Raw genomic sequence first — 16,416 nt, 5'->3', positions numbered from 1 at the left:
AAGCGCCGCCCCTTTTCTATACCTGTATCCGCTCAATGCCGTCTACGGCGGCCTGGACCATGCCCTCGATGTCCAGCCCCTGCTCGGCGTACTCCAGCTCCCCCGGGAGGGGGCGCAGGCGGGGATGCCGGGGGGTAAAGACAGTGCAGCAGTCCTCATAGGGGAGGATGGAGGTCTCGAAGGTGCCGATTTTCCGGGCAATTTTGACAATGTCCTCCTTGTCCATCCCCACCACCGGGCGCAGGATGGGCATATCTGTCACCGCTCCGGTAACGGCCATTGCCTCCATGGTCTGGCTGGCCACCTGGCCCAGGCACTCGCCGGTGACCAGGGCCTTGGCCCCGCACCGCTGGGCCACCCGCTCGGCGATGCGCACCATAAACCGGCGCATCACCAAGGTAAACAGCTCCTGAGGGCAGGAGCGGCGCAGCTCCTCCTGGATGGCGGTGAAGGGCACCACGTGTACGGTGAGCCGCCCGCACCAGGGGGTGAGCAGCCGGGCCAGCGTGATGACCTTCTCCTTGGCCTCGTTGGAGGTGTAGGGGTAGGAGAAGAAGTGGACCATCTCCAGGGCCACCCCCCGTTTGGCGATCATCCAGGAGGCCACCGGGGAGTCGATCCCCCCGGACAGCAGAGACACCGCCCGGCCGTTGATGCCCACCGGCAGTCCTCCCGCCCCCGGCTCCGGGTCGGCGTGGACGAAGGCGGCGTAGTCCCGGATCTCAATGTGGACGGTGAGCTCCGGGCTGTGGACGTCCACCTTCAAATCGGGGTATAGCTCATCCAGCTCCCCGCCCACATACTGGCTGAGCTGGATTGAGGTCATGGGGAAGGTCTTGTCCGCCCGCTTGGTCTCCACCTTGAAGGTTTTCGCCGTGGACAGCCTGCCGTCCAGATACTCCCGGGCGGCGGCCAGGATGGCGTCCTTGTCCTTCTCACAGGCCCGGGCCCGGCTCAGGCCCACCACGCCGAAGACCTTCGTCAGCGCCTCCCAGGCCCCATCCATGTCGCACTCGTCATTCATGGGCTCCACATAGGTGGTGGACTGGCGGGTGTACACCCGGAACTGGCCCAGACCGTTCAGCCGGCGGTAGATATTAGCCTGGAGCTTGTCCTCAAAGCTGCGGCGGTTCAGGCCCTTCAGGACCATCTCTCCCAGCTTGAGGAGAATCATTTCGTTCATAAGCGTCCCTCTTTTGCATCAAACTTTCGTCTCCCGCAGGAAAAGGCCCCTTTTGAAAGGGGCTGTCGGCGGAGCCGACTGAGGATTGCGTTTTGCGAAGCAAAACTTACGCAGTAAACCCAAGCCTGCAAAGCTTATATTACTTCGTATGTTCGGCTTCGCCAAACACAATCCTCCGTCATCCGCTTCGCGGATTCCACCTCCTTTCCAAAGGAGGCTTCGGGCGCTTTCCCGCAAGCGGCCATTTTTATTGTTCCTTCCTCTGCCAATCCGGGATGGCCCTGGCCTGCTCATAGAGCCGGACGTAGCTCCGATGGCGGGTGGGAGGAATCTCTCCGGCCTCCACCGCAGCCAGCACGGCGCAGCCCTTCTCCTTCACGTGGGCGCAGTCCTGAAACCGGCACTTCCCCAGGTAAGGGGAGAACTCCCGGAAAGCGTATTGCAGCTCCTCCTTCCGGGCCAGCTCCATTTTATCCACATCAAAGGAGGAGAAGCCCGGAGTATCCGCCGCCAGCGCCCCGCAGGACAGCCGGAACAGCTCCACATGCCGGGTGGTGTGCCGTCCCCGGCCCAGCTTCTCACTGACCTCCCCGGTGGCCAGGTCAAAATCGGCCTCCAGGGCGTTGAGGAGGCTGGACTTGCCCACGCCGGAGTTTCCGGTAAAGGCACACACTCTGCCCGCCAGAAGGCGGCGCAGCTCCTCCATCCCCTCCCCCGTCCGGGCGCTCACCCGGACTGTGGGGAATCCAGCCCGCTCATAGACACGGGCCAGCTCCTCCCCCGGCTCCAGGTCCCGCTTGTTGACGCAGATCAGGGTCTCACAGCCCCGGGCGGCGGCGATGGCGGCCACCCGGTCGATGAGGAAGGGGTCGGTGGCGGGGATGGCCTCAGAGGCCACCACCACCAGCAGGTCGATATTGGCCACCGCGGGGCGATAGAACTCATTTTTCCGGGGCAGAATCTCGTCCAGCGCCCCGGAGCCGTCGGGCTGGAGGGTAAAGGCCACCCGGTCCCCCACCAGGGGGGTCAGCTTGGCGTGGCGGTGTTTTCCCCGGGCCCGGCAGGTGACGACGGACTGCCCGTCGTCCACATAGTAGAAGCCGCTGAGGGCCTTGCGGATGACCCCCTCGCTCATGAATCGAAGTCCACCTTATGGGTGCCTCCGGCCACGCCGTTGATATAGACAGCCACCTCTCTGACGCCCATTCCCGTACTTCCGTGGACCGGGATGTCCACCGAGGACTCCATCGCGGCGTCCGCCGTCCCGCTGCCGACCTCCGCGCCGTCCAGCAGGACCCGGATGTTGACCATGCCCTCATAGCCGTCCAGCTTGACGTTGATGAACTTGGTCACCGGCGTCGAGGGGGGGACGTCCGGGCCGGGATCATCCACTGCGGGCGGGTCGGGGGGCAGGGTGGCCGGATCGGGGCCCTTGCTGATAATCAGATTGACCGCAGTGCCCTCGGTCACCTTCGTGTTGGCGATGGGGTATTGGCTGATCACCTTGCCGGCCTCCACATTGGGGTCATATACCTCTTCAAATTTGCTGTTTTCCAGGTCCAGATTGCGCTGGGTGATGGTCTTCTCCGCCATCTCCTTGGTCATTCCCTCAAAGTTAGGCAGCTCCAGCTCCTTGACCGCGGGGCCCTTGCTCACCACCATCTGCACCTCGGTGCCCGGGGGCAGCTGGAGGCCCTCCTGGGGGGTGTAGGAGATGATATACCCCTCCTTGATCTCATCATCATACTGATACTCCGGCGGGACCACAGGCTTCAGGCCTATGCCCCGCAGCTGGATGCTGGCGGTGTTATAGTCCATACCGTCGAGGGGGGGCATCTCGACAGTATCCGGCCCGCCGCTGATGGTGACCTTGATCTCGGTGACGCTCTCCAGGACCTCCTTGTCCGACCTGGGGTCCTGGTCGATGATGGTGCCCGGCTCGGCCTCGTCGGCCACCGTCTCCCCCTCCACCAGGGTATAGCGGCCCAACAGGTCCGTGTCGTCTTTGATCTCCTCATAGACCTGGCCGATCAGGTTGGGGACGGGGTAGGTCTCCGAGGGGGAGAACAGGCTGGGGAAGATGGTCTGCACCAGGAAATAGACCACCAGCCCCACGAAGAGGAGCACCGCGATGGCGGCCAGGAAAATGGGCCACACCGGCCCCCGGCGGGGGTAGTCGTCCTCCTCGTCCTCATAGCGCTGGCGGCGCTGGGGCGTGGGCGGGTAGTCCTCCTCCTGACGGCTGTGCCGGCTGCGGCGCTGGCCGTGCCGCTCCTCCTCATACTCATAGGAGCGGCTGTGGCTCTGGGGGAAGTCGTCGGGAAGGGGCCGCTCCCCGGAGGCGTGCCGGCCTCCTGTGTGGATGGGGCGGATCTGGGTGCGGTCGTCCTCCGGCTCCTCCTCGGGGTCGAACTCCAGGGCGCTGTAGTCAAAGTTGATGTTGGGGTTTTTCCGGAACTCCTCCAGGTCGGCCAGCATCTCGTCGGCGGACAGATAACGGCTGTCCGGACTGGGGGCCATGGCCTTCATAGTGATAGACTCCAGGGCCTCGGGAATAGAGGAGTCCAGCTCCCGGGGGGACAGGGGGATGGAGTTGATGTGCTGAATGGCAACCGACACGGGGGTATCCCCCTCGAAGGGCAGGCGGCCGGTAATCATCTCATAGAGGACTACGCCGGCGGAGTACAGGTCGGACCGGGCGTCGATGTGGCTGCCCCGGGCCTGCTCGGGGGAGATATAGTGGACCGAGCCCAGGGCCTCCTGGGTCAGGGTGCTGTGTCCGCCGGAGGCCACCCGGGCGATGCCGAAGTCGGCCACCTTCACGCTGCCGTCGCGGAGGACCATGATGTTGTGGGGCTTGATGTCCCGGTGGATAATCCCCCGGCTGTGGGCGTGGCCCAGGGCCTTGACCACCTGGGTGATGAAGTGCAGCGCCTCCCGCCAGTTGAGCTTGTTGCCCTTCTTCTGCATGTACTGCTTCAGGGTGATGCCGTCGATGAGCTCCATGACGATGTACTCCAGATCAGAGGAGCGGCTCACGTCATAGACCGCCACAATATTGGGGTGGGACAGCATGGCGACGGCCTGAGATTCGTCGTGGAACCGGCGGCGGAACTCGGCGTCCTGCGCCAGGTCCTCCCGCAGGATCTTGATGGCAACCAGCCGGTTCAGCCGGTGGCAGCGGGCCTTATAGACCTTGGCCATCCCGCCGGTGCCCACCAGCTCCAGTATCTCATATCGGTTATCGAGTAATTTACCGATGTACTGATCCATGGTAAATATCCTCCTTATCATTCACTCTACGGGCCGTCCAGACGCTCAGCCCTATCTCATCAGGGAGCAAAACGCAGTTTTGCTGAAAGTTCTTTTTCGGTTCCTTTTTCTTTCGAGAAAAAGGAACAAAGCTTAGCGCTTCACCAGCACCGCTGTCACATTGTCGGGGGCGCCCCGGCTCAGGGCGATATCCAGCAGGCGCTGGCAGCACTCCGACTCCTCGCCGCCGTGGATGACCTCATAGAGCATCTCCTGCTCGTTGACCACATTGCTCAGTCCGTCGCTGCACAGCAGCAGATAGTCCCCCTCCGTCAGGGGCTGGCGGAAGCAGTCGGCCATCAGGATGGGCTCCGCCCCCAGAGCCCGGGTAATCAGATTCTTGTGGGGGTGGGTCCTGGCCTGCTCCCGGGTCAGCTCCCCCCGCTCCACCAGGTCCTCCACCAGGGAGTGGTCCCGGGTGACCAGAACGATGCCGTCACTGTTGATGTGATAGGCCCGGCTGTCCCCCTCGTTGAGGATTACCGCCTCTCTCTCACCGGCCAGCGCCGCCACCATGGTGGTGCCCATGCCGGCGCAGTCCTGGTCCTCCACCGACCGCCGGAACACAGCCTGATTGGCCGCCGAGGCGGCGTGGCCCATCCGCTCCTGGGCGGAGTCCTCCGGGCCGCCCCTGGCAAAGTGCTCCATAAACAGCTCTACAGCCATGGTGCTGGCCACATTGCCCGCCCGGGCGCCGCCCATGCCGTCGCAGACCAGGGCAAGCACACGCCCGTCCTCCAGCACCCTGGCGGCGTAGGCGTCCTGATTCTGCTGCCGGACCGCGCCGCGGTCCGTCACTCCCCATACCTGCATCCCGTTCAACCTCGTTTCTGCCGGAACCCCGGCACTTCGCTTTATCGTCTGTCCTTCATAGGGGCGGATATCATCCGCCCCTACTGTTCTTCCCGCATAGCCCTGCGGCGCAGCTGGCCGCAGGAGGCGTCGATGTCGCCGCCCAGCCTCCGCCGGACGGTGACGGTAACCCCGTGGCCCTCCAGTCGCTTCTGGAACGCCGCTACCCGGCGGCTGGGCTTCAGGGGACTCTCCTCCACCTGGTTGAGGGGGATGAGATTCACATGGGCCGGGGCGCCCCTCAGCCGCTTCGCCAGCAGGTCGGCCTGCCAGTCGGCGTCGTTCACCCCGTCAATCATAGCGTATTCATAGGAGATGCGCCGGCCCGTTTTTTCAAAATACCGCCGGCAGGTCTCCAGCAGCTTCTCCACCCCTACGCTCCGGTTCACCGGCATGATTTTGCTCCGGGTCTCATCGTCGGGGGCGTGGAGGGATACCGATAAGGTTAATTGTAACTCATACTGGGCCAGTTTGTCAATTTGCTCCACTAAACCACAGGTTGACAGAGAGATATGCCGCATCCCGATATTCAACCCGTCTGGGTGGTTCACCAGGGTAAGAAAACGCAAAACCGTGTCAAAATTGTCCAGCGGCTCCCCGATTCCCATTAAAACGATGTTAGAAACGGGCGCTCCGCTGTCAATTTGGGTAAACAAAACCTGATCCAGCATTTCCGCAGGGGTCAGGTCCCGGACCTTCCCCGCGATGGTGGAGGCGCAGAAGGCGCACCCCATCCGGCAGCCCACCTGACAGGAGATGCACACCGTGTTGCCGTGCTGATAGCGCATGAGCACTGACTCCACACAGCTGCCATCCCTGAGCCGCCACAGATACTTGACGGTGCCGTCCTGCTGGGACATCTGCCTTCGGGCCACTTGAGGCGGGGCAAGCAGGGCGGTCTCCACCAGTTTCTGACGCAGAGGCTTGGACAGGTTGGTCATCTCCTCAAAGGAGGTGACCCCCCGATACAGCCACTGAAATACCTGTCTGGCCCGGAACGCGGGCTCCCCCTGGTCCTTGAGCCAGGTGGTAAGCTCCTCCAGGGTCATAGATTTTATGTCAACCAAAGAGTTCACTCCTCTTTGCGCAGTTTGCAGATGAAAAAGCCGTCTGTCCCCTGCCGGTGGGGCCAGAGGGTGAGCATCCCCGTCCTGGCGTCCCCCACCTGCTCAGGCAAGGGAAAGCCCTCCGCCCGAAAGTCCGGGTGGTCCGCCAAAAAGCTCAGGGCCACATCCTCATTCTCCCGGCGGAGCAGGGTGCAGGTGGAGTAGACCAGCACCCCGCCGGGGCGGACATACCGTGCGGCGTTGTCCAGAATAGCCCGCTGGACCCTCGGCAGGTCCTTCAAAGGCTCCGGGTCCTTGTAGCGGATATCCGGTTTTTTCCGGATAACCCCTAAGCCGGAGCAGGGGGCGTCCACCAGCACCCTATGGAAGGCGTTCTCCCACTCAGGACGGAACACCTTCCCGTCGGCGGTCATGGGGACAACATTACGTAAACCAAGCCGGTCGGCCCCGGCCCGGATCAGCTTCTTCTTGTGGGGGTGGAGATCGCAGGAGATCACCTCTCCCCTGCCCTCCATCCCAATGGCGCAGGCAAAGCTCTTGCCGCCGGGAGCGGCGCAGCAGTCCAGCACATTCATGTCAGGCTTTGGGTCCAGAGCCTCCGCAGCCAGACGGCTGGCCGGGTCCTGAACGTAGAACAGGCCGTCCCCAAAAGCTGTCAATCGCTCCAGACTGCCGGTTTTGGACAAAATGAGACAATTTTCCAGCCAGGGGTGGGGCTGAACCTGAACCCCCTCCTCCTCCAGCACAGCCGTTAAGGCCTCCGCCGTTGTTTTTGTTATGTTAACCATTGCGGTGATGGGGGCCTGCCCGTTGTTGGCGGCTAACAGCTTGGCCGTCTCCCCGCTGCCTAGGGCGGTAAGGAGCTCCCCCACCAGCCACTCCGGGTGGGAGTAGAGGGTGGACAGATAGCTCACCGGGTCCTTTTGCGGGATGGTGGGCAGGCTGTTCCGGTTCCGCTCCAGATTGCGCAGGATGCCGTTGACCATCCCAGCCGCCCGAGGGTTCTTGCAGTGCTTCCGGGTCAGCTCTACCGAGGTGTTCACCGCCGCGCTGTGAGGAATTTTGTCCAGAAAGAGCATCTGATAGGCCCCCAGCCGCAGGGCCTCCACCACCCGGCCCTCCATCCGCTTCAGGGGCAGGTTGGAGAAGTGGGACAGGTAGAAATCCAGCAAAATCCGGTTTTGCAGCACGCCGAAGCACAGCTGAGTGGCCAGTGCTCTGTCCCGGCTGCTCAGCCGGCTGTCGGCCAGCCGCTTTTTCAGGATGGCATCCGACCATCCTCCCTGCCGCTGGCAGTCGTTCAGCGCCAGCAGCGCCGCTTCCCGGGCGTCCATGCTTTCTCACCGGCCTTTCTTCTTCTTTTCTTTTGAAAAAGAAAAGAAGCAAAAGAAAACTTTTGGAAAAACTTCGTTTTTCCTCTATATTCCTAAGCAGAGGATTGCGTCCTCATGGGTAACAGCTACTACCCAGTCCATAGTCCCGTCAAACAGATATGCGTCGATATCCTCCCAGAGCTCCAGCTGCTCCACATAGTCCACCACCGCACCAAAGCTGGCGGTGCACAGCATACGGATTCGCTCCGAATAGAAAAACACCTTTTTATCCCTGGAGATTCCCAGCTGCGCGATCTCCTCTGTGGGAAGACAACGGGGCTTGTACTGTGAAAAAAAGGAGTTCCACATCAGCCCCACCTGTCTCAGCCGTTTTCGGTCCACATAGCGGTCCCGGAACCGCTCCATAAGCCACGGAGCATTCAAAACGCGGTCATAGGCGGTAAAATCATACATACCATCACACCTGGATCGGGTGCCCCGCCAGGTAGGCGGCGGCGGACATCTTCTTTTTGCCGGGGGGCTGGAGCTCCAGGATGCGCAGGACATGCTTAAACTCCCCGCAGGCGATGTCGATGCCCTGTTTGTTAGCGGCGACGATGGCGCCAGGGCCGGCGTCGGTGTGCTTCTCCACGATCTGGGCTCCCCACAGCTTGATGGGCTCGCCGGAAATCACGTCGGTGGAGGCCCCCGGCCAGGGGTCCAGGCCCCGAATTTGATTAAAAATCTCCTGGGCGGTCTTTGTCCAGTCCACCGGGGACAGGGCCTTGGACAGCATGGGGGCCAGGGTGGCCTTGGAATGGTCCTGGGGGGTGTAGGCGGCCGTTCCGGCCTCGATCTGGGCCACGGCCTCCGTCACCAGCTTCCCCCCCAGCTCGGCCAGCCTGCCGTAGAGCATCCCCGCAGTCTCCTCTGGGTAGATGGGGGTGGACTGCTGTAGGATGATGTCCCCCGCGTCCATGTCGTGGGCCATGCGCTGGATGGTGACGCCAGTCTCAGCTTCCCCGTTGAGGATGGCCCAGTTGATGGGGGCGGAGCCCCGGTACTTGGGCAGGAGGGAGGAGTGGACATTGATGCACCCCTTCGCGGGCAGGGCCAGGATCTCGTCTGGGAGGAACCGGCCGTAGGCCGCCACCACAATGAGCTCCGGGTCCAGCTCCTTTAAAACCGCCAGGGCGGTCCCGTCCCGCAGGGTCTCGGGCTGGCAGACGGGGATATTGTACCCGATGGTGTTGTAATTTAGGGTACACCGCTTTACGATAGGGGGCTCCAGCTTGTTCTGGTGCCGGCCCACCGGCTTGTCCGGCTGGCAGAACACCCCCACCACCTGGTGGTTGGCGATCAGCGCCTTCAGGGAGGGGACAGCAAATTCGGGAGTGCCCATGAATACGATTCTCATCTTCTCCTCCTGACGTGTCTCCTCCGGGCCCGCCGCTGGGCGGGGGTGGTCTCCTCGGGCGAATCCTCCGACAGCATGGCGTCCACCTCCTCGGAGGTATACAGCTGGTCCACATGCTCATCGTACATGTGTCCGTCCAGATGATCCAGCTCGTGGCAGTAGCAGCGGGCGGCCAGATCGGCCCCCTCCACCTCAAACCAGTTGCCAAAGCGGTCCTGGGCCCGGACCTTCACCCAGGTGGGCCGCTTCACATAGCCCCACATGCCGGGGATGGACAGGCAGCCCTCCAGGCCGTCCTCCTCCCCCTCCTGGGCCAGAATCTCCGGGTTGACCAGCTCGATCATCTCGTCGACCTCCGGATCGGGCACCACGATGACCGCCCGGCGCAGGATACCCACCTGAGGGGCCGCCAGCCCCACGCCCTTGGCGCTGTCAAGGGTCTCCCGCAAGTCGTCCAGCAGGTCGGACAGCTTGTCATCAAATTTGGTCACCGGATGGCACACTTTGTTCAGTGCTGGATCTCCTTGGGTCAGAATCTTACGAATCGCCATATACCTCTTTCTCCTTTGGGATTTTTCTCTCTTCTTTTCTTTATAAAAAGAAAAGAAGCAAAAGAAAATTCTGGAAAAGCCTCGTTTTTTCTCTCAGCAATTATAGGGGTCCGCGTCGGCGCAGACGCTGACTCCCTTGTTCTCCTTATCTCTGTGGGCGGCCTGAAGCAGTCCGGACAGCAGGGTCCGAAAGGCCCGGCCGGGCTGCCCCGTCAGGGTGAGCCGGTATCGGTAGCGGTTGTTCACCTTGGCTACCGCCGCCGGGGCGGGACCCACCAGCCGCCACTCGCCCGGGATGTTGGGCAGTTCCCGCTCCAGCGCCCGGCGCAGGCGGGTACAGCACCGCAGAACCGCCCCCTCCTCCAGCCCGGCGGCGGTAATCACCACATGCTGGGCGAAGGGCGGGTCCCGGCGCAGGCGGCGCAGCTCAATCTCCCGCTCATAGAAGCCGTCATAATCCTGGCTGGCAGCGCAGCGGATCACGTCGTTATCCGGGGTGAAGGTCTGAATCACCGCCCGGCCCTGCTTGCTTCCCCGGCCCGCCCGGCCCACCACCTGAGTAAGCAGGGAGAAGGTCCGCTCCCCCGCCCGGAAATCGTCCACATAGAGGGACAGGTCGGGGGCAATCCCCCCCACCAGGGTGACATTTTCAAAGTCCAGCCCCTTAGCCACCATCTGAGTACCCACCAGGATGGGAACCCGCTCCTTGCGGAAGCGGTCCAGCAGGGCCTCATGGGGGTGGGCTGCGGAGACGGTGTCGGTGTCCATCCGCAGCACCTCCGCCCAGGGGAACAAATCCCGCAGCTCCTCCTCCACCCGCTGGGTGCCGGTGCCCACAAAGTTCAGCTGTCCCCCGCAGGAGGGGCAGACCGGGGGCAGCCTCCGGGAGTAACCGCAGTGGTGGCACATGAGCCGGTCGTTGGCCGAGTGGTAAGTCAGCTTCACCGAGCACCGGGGGCACTCGGGCACCTCGCCGCACTCCCCGCAGGACACCATCCGGCTCGCCCCCCGGCGGTTGAGGAACAGGATGGCCTGCTCCTCCCGCTTAAAGTTCTCCTCCAGCTCCCGCTTCAAAACGGAGCTGATGGAGGAGGGATTCCCCTGGCGCAGCTCCTCCTTCAAATCCACGATCAGCACCTGGGGCAGGGCCTTTTGGTTGTATCGGTTTTTCAGGCGGAAGAGGCCGATCTGCCCCTCCCGGGCCTGATACATGGTCTCAATGGACGGGGTGGCCGAGCCCAGCACCAGCAGCGCGCCGTTCTGAACGCAGCGGTACTTTGCCACCTCCCGGGCGTGGTAGCGGGGGGCGTTCTCCGACTTGTAGCTGGACTCCTGCTCCTCGTCCAGGATGATGAGGCCCAGGTTGTCCAGGGGGGCGAACACCGCCGAGCGGGTGCCGATGACCACCTGGGCGTCCCCCCGGCGGGCCCGCTTCCACTCGTCGTACCGCTCCCCCGCCCGGAGGGAGCTGTGAAGCACCGCTACCTGTTTTCCAAAGTGAGAGGCGAAAATCCTCAGCAGCTGGGGGGTGAGGACGATCTCGGGCACCAGCACCAGGGCGGTCCGCCCCCGGGAGAGGGTCTCCTGAATAAGCCGGATGTACACCTGGGTTTTTCCGCTGCCTGTCACCCCGTAGAGCAGGGCGGCGGCGGGCTTGTTCTGCCGGGCCAGGGCGTCCAGCCCCTCGAAGGCCGCCTGCTGCTCTCCGTTGAGCACCGGCGGCGGGACGGGGGGCACATCGTCCAGAGAGGCGGAACGGAGTACCTCCTGATTTTCCAGCGTGAGGATGCCGCTCTTTTCCAGTGATCGGACGGTCTGCATGGATGCCCCGGTGAAGTAGCACAGATCCTTGGCGGAGGCGGCCCCCAGGGCACACAGGAGCTCGGTCACCGAATACCGCAGAGGGGCAGAACGCCTCTTGGCGGTCACGATTGCCATAGCGTCCTCGGCGGGCATAGCCAGCACGGCCAGCTTCTCCGTCTTGTCCGCCACCGCCCGCTGGGCCCCCGTCTCCAGGGCGGCCGCACCGCTGTCAATCAGGAGCCGGATGGCGGGGTTGGGATCTCTGGCCCCGAAGGCCAGGCGGATCTGCTCCATATCCCCCTTGCCGCCCCAGCCCCACAGCAGGTCCAGCAGCTGAACCGCGGCGGGGGAGCCCTCGGCGGCAGCATAGGCCGCCTCCCGGTCCACTCCCTTCCGGATGGCTACCCGGTCCCGCAGGGAGAAGTACAGTCCGGCAGGGAGCATGGCCTTCACACATTCGTAGACGGTGCAGAAGTACCGCTCCCGCATCCAAAGAGCCAGCTGGACGGCCCTCTCATCCAGCACCGGATGGTCGTCCAGCACGGCTTGGATGTACTTCAGGGCCGGCCCGGCGGAGGGGGCCTCCGCAACGGACAGCACCAGTCCGTCCGACCCCCGGTTGCCCGCAGCGAAGGGCACCAGCACCCGCATCCCCACTCGCAGCCGCCCCTCCAGCTCCTGGGGAACCAGGTAGTCATAGGGCCGGTCGATGGCGTAGACCGCTTTGGCGACGGCCACCTTGGCGATTTTTCTGCTCACTGGCCGTCACCTCCGAAATCGGAACTCGTTCCCGTAAAAACAGGGGGCGGCGCCCCCTGTTTATTCCTGTTCAGGCTGCTCGGTCAAGTCGTCCAGCTTTCCGTCGGCCACGGCCTGGATGGCGATACTCACAGGCTTTTCCTCCAGCGGCTCGCCGGCCATCTCGGCCTCCCGGGCAACCTGGCGGGCCTTGCAGGCCACCACATTCACCAGCTCATAGCGGCTGGGCACCTTTTCCAGCAGATCCTTCATAGCGGGATACAGCATCATAGTTAAAACTCCTTACTTTGTGATTCCTCTGCAGGGACGGATATTACCCGCCCGTTCCCACGAAGCACAACGCGTGCTCGCTTGGGCGGATAATATCCACCCCTACAGGACATTATTACGCAAACTGCGCCAAAATAGACTTCCGGTTGTCCACCCTGCACTCCGCAGCGGTGAGGATGGCCTCGATCTCCGCCACAGCGCCGGACACCTTGTCGTTGATGACCAGATAGTCATAGCTGGGAATCTCCCGGAACTCCACCCGGGCCTTCTCCAGCCGGCCGGTGATGATATCCTCGCTGTCGGTGCCCCGGCGGTGGAGACGGCGGGACAGCTCCTCGAAGGAGGGGGGGATAATAAAGATGAACAGGGCGCCGGGGCACCGGGCCCGAACCTTGGCCGCCCCCTGTACCTCAATGTCCAGCAGCACATCGATGCCCGCGTCCAGCCGGTCCTGGATGGCCTTGAGGGAGGTGCCGTAGTAGTTGTTCACATACTCGGCGTACTCCAGCAGCTCCTCTGCGGCAATCATCCGCTCGAACTCCGCCCGGTCCACAAAGTTATAGTTGACCCCGTCCTGCTCCCCCACCCGGGGCTGCCGGGTCGTATAGGACACGGAAAAGTAGATATTCTTCCGCTGACTGAGCAGCTCGGCGATGACGGTGCTCTTGCCCACGCCCGACGGCCCGGACAGCACAATCAGCTGGCCTTTTTCCTTCTTCACGGCTCCTCCTCCTTCTCCTCGCCCTCCAGCCGGCCCGAGATGGCCTCCGGCGTCAGGGCGGAGAGCACCACGTGGTCGTTGTCCATCACCAGCACCGCCTTGGTTTTACGGCCATAGGTAGCGTCGATGAGAATGCCCCGCTCCCGTGCCTCCTGGGCCATGCGCTTGATGGGGGCGGAGTCGGGACTGACCACCGCCACCAGACGCCGGGCCGACACCAGATTGCCAAACCCGATATTGATGAGCTTCAATCCTAGGCCTCCTTCAGTGTATCGTCTGTAGGGGGCGGGCTCTGTCCCGCCCCGTCAAATGTCCCCTACATCAGGGCGGCGCAGAGGCCGCCCCCTACATATCATCATTCAATATTCTGCACCTGTTCCCGGATCTTCTCAATCTCGGCCTTGATGTCCACCACCTGGGCGGAAATCTCGATATCGCTGCACTTGGAGCCGATGGTGTTGGCCTCCCGGTTGAACTCCTGGATGAGGAAATCCAGCTTCCGGCCGGTGGCGCCCCCCTTGGAGAGCATCTCCCGCAGCTGAGCGATATGGCTGCGCAGCCGGACGGTCTCCTCGTCCACCGCCACCTTGTCGGCAAAAATGGCCGCCTCGGTGAGGATGCGGGCGGGGTCCAGCTGGGTGTTGGACAGCACCTCGTTCATCCGGGCCTCCAGCTTGGCCCGATACTCCGCCACCGTCTGGGGGGAGCGCTCCTCCACCAGAGCCACCTTCTCCTCAATGGCGGCGGCCCGGGACAGGATATCCTCCTTCAGCCGCTCCCCCTCCCGGGTGCGCATCTGGTCGAAGTCGGCCAGAGCCCTGTCCAGGACGGCACAGATATCCTTTGCCATCTGCTCCACGTCCTCCTCCGCCTTCTCGGCCAGCAGGACCTCCGGGAACCGGGACAGCAGAGAGACCGAGATGTCGCTGGCCAGCCCGTAGTCCTCCGCCAGCTGCCTCAGGGCGGCGTAATAGCCGTCGGCCACCGGCTTGTTTACCGACACCTGCACCTTCTCCGCCCCGGCGTTGTCCAGGGTGACGAACACGTCTACCTTGCCCCGGGAAATGACGCCCTGCACCCGGGTCTTGATGGCGTCCTCCGCAAAGAGGTACAGCCTGGGAATGCGGACATTGCAGTCCAGATAGCGGTTGTTCACCGAACGCAGCTCCACCGTGATGGCGCAGCCGTTGACAGTATCCTCCGCCCGGCCGTAGCCGGTCATGCTTTTTACCAAAGTCAGTCACACTCCTTCTCCGGACCTTAGCAGCAGGGTCCGCCCCAGGGGGTGCACAGGCTGCAGCAGAGGTAGGTGGTGCAGGGGTCGCAGCCCGCCGAGGTATAGCCTGCCGGCCGATAGCCCCCCATGCCGCCCCGCTGCATCAGAGCCAGGGCCTGGCGGTACTCCATGTTGTTGGGGTCCATCTGGACGGCCCGGGTGTAGTTCTGCATAGCCTCGTCCAGCCATCCCTTGCGGTAGGCGATGCTGCCGGCCAGGAAGTACCACTCCCCGTCCTTCTGCCCCACCTCATAGAGCAGCTGCTCCGCCTGGCCCAGGTCGCCGGCGTTAATCAGATTGCGCACCCGGGCGTAGTTGGGATTGCCGGAGGCATAGCCGCGCTGCTGATAGCCCCCGCCGTAGCCGCCGGAGGGGGCGCCCCCGGTGTAGCCCCCGGAACGCTGCTTGGTGATGGTGTCGTAGGCCTCGTTGATCTCCTTCATCTTCTCCTCGGCCAGGTCGGCCAGAGGATTGTTCTGGTAGTTGTCCGGATGGTACTTCCGGGCCAGCTCCCGATAGGCCTTCTTCACCTCTTCGTCGCTGGCATTCTGGCTGATTCCCAGGACGGAATACGGGTCTCTCATGTGTCGTTTCTCCAAATCTTTTGTATTTTTATCTCTCTCCAGCTGCCGTCAAAGACGGCCCGCTGGACCGCTGGCAGACCGAAATAAACTGTATTTTCCAGCACAGGCCTCCGGCACCCGAACCTGCCCAGCTGAAGGGCGGCCCCCATCAGCTCCAGGGAATGGTCCATGGTCAGCCGCAGAGCCCCGTCGTCCCCCTGGGGTCCGTATCGGGCGGCCACGGGGTTGTACCGGCCGGACAGCTTGTCCTCCTCCAGATCGTCCCGGGCATCGGCCAGGTAAATCCACCGGCCCAGGTGGTAGAGCAGCTGAGACAGCACCCGTCCCCGCTCCCCCTCTCCGGGGGCAGCGGACTGGAGCAGCCGGGCAAAGGTATCCGCCGTCCGGTCCAGGGAGGGACAGCCCTCCCGCTCCAGTGCCGCCAGCTCCTCCAGACAGGCCCGGACGGTCCGGTCAAACTCCGGCACCCGGCGGGCCGCCTTCCGGTAGGCGGGCCTCAGCACCCGGGACAGCGCCCGGGCGGGCAGACCACCCCAGAAGCCGTCGTCCCGGACCGAGTCCCGCAGCTTCCACCAGGCCAGCACCACGCTCTCGTCGGCGGCCAGCTCCAGGGCGGGGCTGTCGGGACACATGGGCTTTTTGGCCAGGGGGTTGCCGTAGCACCTGCCCCGGCAGGGGACGAACCCCTCCTCCGGCTCCCACAGCAGCAGGGCCAGGAAGGTGAAGTCATAGTTGAGCAGCAGCGGGGCAATCAGTCCGTACCGCCGCCGCAGGCAGCGGCACAGGCCGCAGTAGGTGGCCCGATACAGGTCAAAATCCTTGCACTTCAGCTCGGGCCGGAAGGGACGCACATAGCCGAACATGGCTCAAATCCTCAGCGCAACTGCTTCAGAATGGCAAACTCCGGGGCGGAGCTGCGGGTGATGGCCCGGTTCATCAGCACAGCGGGGAAAAAGCCCGCCGCCAGCCCCAGCAGGGCGGTGAGCAGGGAGGCCATCTCCCCCATCCGGAGCACATACAGCCCCAGGGCATAGCCCAGGCCCAGCCCCACACAGGGCAGGAGGAACACCGCCACCGAGGCGCTGATGTTGTGTCCGCCGGAGGGCGCTACCTCTACAAAATCCCCGGGCTTGGCGCCGATGCCGTTGGAGGCCAGAGCCAGAATCTCCTGGGGGGGCTTGGCGGAGCAGCCGGCGCAAGCGCCGTCGCAGTGCAGGCCGCACTCCATCTGCCGCAGCAGGGAGACCTCGGCCATCCCCTCCCGGACAATTTTCTTGACAATCGCGTTTTGAACCATATTGATCTTCC

17 protein-coding genes are annotated in these 16,416 nt (G+C 63.5%); all 17 read right to left on the bottom strand.

All coding sequences use genetic code 11. From position 1 onward, the window contains the following. Nucleotides 1-16: 16 nt before the first annotated feature. A complete protein-coding gene (gene thiI / locus D1641_RS03705; RefSeq protein WP_160663057.1) occupies nt 17-1,183 on the bottom strand; it encodes a tRNA uracil 4-sulfurtransferase ThiI in 1,167 nt (388 codons plus the stop codon). Between the two features lie 247 nt (nt 1,184-1,430). After that, a complete protein-coding gene (gene rsgA, locus D1641_RS03700; protein ID WP_160663056.1) occupies nt 1,431-2,318 on the bottom strand; it encodes a ribosome small subunit-dependent GTPase A in 888 nt (295 codons plus the stop codon). Then, nucleotides 2,315-4,456, bottom strand: coding sequence for a Stk1 family PASTA domain-containing Ser/Thr kinase (gene pknB / locus D1641_RS03695; RefSeq protein ID WP_160663055.1), 2,142 nt, complete (start codon nt 4,454-4,456; stop codon nt 2,315-2,317). Before pknB ends, rsgA begins: the two co-directional genes overlap by 4 nt. 132 nt (nt 4,457-4,588) lie before the next feature. Beyond that, nucleotides 4,589-5,308, bottom strand: a complete 720-nt coding sequence (locus D1641_RS03690; RefSeq protein ID WP_160663054.1) for a Stp1/IreP family PP2C-type Ser/Thr phosphatase — start codon at nt 5,306-5,308, stop codon at nt 4,589-4,591. 80 nt (nt 5,309-5,388) lie between these two features. After that, on the bottom strand, nt 5,389-6,423 hold the full coding sequence (gene rlmN, locus D1641_RS03685; RefSeq protein ID WP_347707380.1) for a 23S rRNA (adenine(2503)-C(2))-methyltransferase RlmN: 1,035 nt from the start codon (nt 6,421-6,423) through the stop codon (nt 5,389-5,391). Continuing rightward, nucleotides 6,420-7,748, bottom strand: a complete 1,329-nt coding sequence (gene rsmB / locus D1641_RS03680; RefSeq protein ID WP_160663052.1) for a 16S rRNA (cytosine(967)-C(5))-methyltransferase RsmB — start codon at nt 7,746-7,748, stop codon at nt 6,420-6,422. The genes rlmN and rsmB overlap by 4 nt, the downstream gene beginning before the upstream one ends. Nucleotides 7,749-7,832: 84 nt before the next feature. Continuing rightward, the gene (locus D1641_RS03675; protein WP_160663051.1) at nt 7,833-8,201 is read right to left on the bottom strand and encodes a hypothetical protein; all 369 of its coding nucleotides are present in this window, start codon (nt 8,199-8,201) and stop codon (nt 7,833-7,835) included. Nucleotides 8,202-8,205: 4 nt separating this feature from the next. Continuing rightward, nucleotides 8,206-9,144, bottom strand: coding sequence for a methionyl-tRNA formyltransferase (fmt, locus tag D1641_RS03670; RefSeq protein ID WP_160663050.1), 939 nt, complete (start codon nt 9,142-9,144; stop codon nt 8,206-8,208). Beyond that, a complete protein-coding gene (def, locus tag D1641_RS03665; RefSeq protein ID WP_160663049.1) occupies nt 9,141-9,695 on the bottom strand; it encodes a peptide deformylase in 555 nt (184 codons plus the stop codon). The genes fmt and def overlap by 4 nt, the downstream gene beginning before the upstream one ends. A 93-nt stretch (nt 9,696-9,788) precedes the next feature. Further along, nucleotides 9,789-12,257: a primosomal protein N' gene (gene priA, locus D1641_RS03660; protein WP_160663048.1), complete on the bottom strand. Its 2,469-nt coding sequence runs from the start codon at nt 12,255-12,257 to the stop codon at nt 9,789-9,791. 60 nt (nt 12,258-12,317) lie between these two features. Next, entirely contained in the window at nt 12,318-12,527 is a 210-nt protein-coding gene (gene rpoZ, locus D1641_RS03655) for a DNA-directed RNA polymerase subunit omega (protein ID WP_160663047.1), read from the bottom strand. A 115-nt stretch (nt 12,528-12,642) separates the two neighbouring features. Beyond that, nucleotides 12,643-13,248: a guanylate kinase gene (gene gmk, locus D1641_RS03650; RefSeq protein WP_160663046.1), complete on the bottom strand. Its 606-nt coding sequence runs from the start codon at nt 13,246-13,248 to the stop codon at nt 12,643-12,645. Further along, nucleotides 13,245-13,499: a DUF370 domain-containing protein gene (locus tag D1641_RS03645; protein ID WP_160663045.1), complete on the bottom strand. Its 255-nt coding sequence runs from the start codon at nt 13,497-13,499 to the stop codon at nt 13,245-13,247. Before D1641_RS03645 ends, gmk begins: the two co-directional genes overlap by 4 nt. Before the next feature lie 104 nt (nt 13,500-13,603). Further along, the gene (locus D1641_RS03640) at nt 13,604-14,470 is read right to left on the bottom strand and encodes a YicC/YloC family endoribonuclease (protein ID WP_201757226.1); all 867 of its coding nucleotides are present in this window, start codon (nt 14,468-14,470) and stop codon (nt 13,604-13,606) included. Between the two features lie 38 nt (nt 14,471-14,508). Beyond that, nucleotides 14,509-15,108, bottom strand: a complete 600-nt coding sequence (locus D1641_RS03635) for a DnaJ domain-containing protein (RefSeq protein WP_160663043.1) — start codon at nt 15,106-15,108, stop codon at nt 14,509-14,511. Then, entirely contained in the window at nt 15,105-15,971 is an 867-nt protein-coding gene (locus tag D1641_RS03630; protein WP_160663042.1) for a DUF5685 family protein, read from the bottom strand. Before D1641_RS03630 ends, D1641_RS03635 begins: the two co-directional genes overlap by 4 nt. A gap of 11 nt (nt 15,972-15,982) precedes the next feature. Continuing rightward, entirely contained in the window at nt 15,983-16,405 is a 423-nt protein-coding gene (locus D1641_RS03625; protein ID WP_160663041.1) for a SoxR reducing system RseC family protein, read from the bottom strand. Nucleotides 16,406-16,416: the final 11 nt, after the last annotated feature.

It is taken from the genome of Colidextribacter sp. OB.20 (assembly GCF_009911595.1).
Taxonomy (GTDB): Bacteria; Bacillota; Clostridia; order Oscillospirales; family Oscillospiraceae; genus Lawsonibacter.
The sequence above is the reverse complement of the archived record's forward strand: the minus strand, read 5'-3'. Positions and strand labels throughout refer to the sequence as shown.

Excerpts from the sequence above, each read along its gene's own strand:
- pknB (WP_160663055.1), bottom strand. The coding sequence starts at position 4,456 with ATGGATCAGTACATCGGTAAATTACTCGATAACCGATATGAGATACTG.
- def (WP_160663049.1), bottom strand. The coding sequence starts at position 9,695 with ATGGCGATTCGTAAGATTCTGACCCAAGGAGATCCAGCACTGAACAAA.
- D1641_RS03630 (WP_160663042.1), bottom strand. The coding sequence starts at position 15,971 with ATGTTCGGCTATGTGCGTCCCTTCCGGCCCGAGCTGAAGTGCAAGGAT.
- D1641_RS03675 (WP_160663051.1), bottom strand. The coding sequence starts at position 8,201 with ATGTATGATTTTACCGCCTATGACCGCGTTTTGAATGCTCCGTGGCTT.
- rsmB (WP_160663052.1), bottom strand. The coding sequence starts at position 7,748 with ATGGACGCCCGGGAAGCGGCGCTGCTGGCGCTGAACGACTGCCAGCGG.
- rsgA (WP_160663056.1), bottom strand. The coding sequence starts at position 2,318 with ATGAGCGAGGGGGTCATCCGCAAGGCCCTCAGCGGCTTCTACTATGTG.
- thiI (WP_160663057.1), bottom strand. The coding sequence starts at position 1,183 with ATGAACGAAATGATTCTCCTCAAGCTGGGAGAGATGGTCCTGAAGGGC.
- D1641_RS03640 (WP_201757226.1), bottom strand. The coding sequence starts at position 14,470 with ATGACCGGCTACGGCCGGGCGGAGGATACTGTCAACGGCTGCGCCATC.
- D1641_RS03625 (WP_160663041.1), bottom strand. The coding sequence starts at position 16,405 with ATGGTTCAAAACGCGATTGTCAAGAAAATTGTCCGGGAGGGGATGGCC.
- D1641_RS03690 (WP_160663054.1), bottom strand. The coding sequence starts at position 5,308 with ATGCAGGTATGGGGAGTGACGGACCGCGGCGCGGTCCGGCAGCAGAAT.
- fmt (WP_160663050.1), bottom strand. The coding sequence starts at position 9,144 with ATGAGAATCGTATTCATGGGCACTCCCGAATTTGCTGTCCCCTCCCTG.
- D1641_RS03635 (WP_160663043.1), bottom strand. The coding sequence starts at position 15,108 with ATGAGAGACCCGTATTCCGTCCTGGGAATCAGCCAGAATGCCAGCGAC.
- rpoZ (WP_160663047.1), bottom strand. The coding sequence starts at position 12,527 with ATGATGCTGTATCCCGCTATGAAGGATCTGCTGGAAAAGGTGCCCAGC.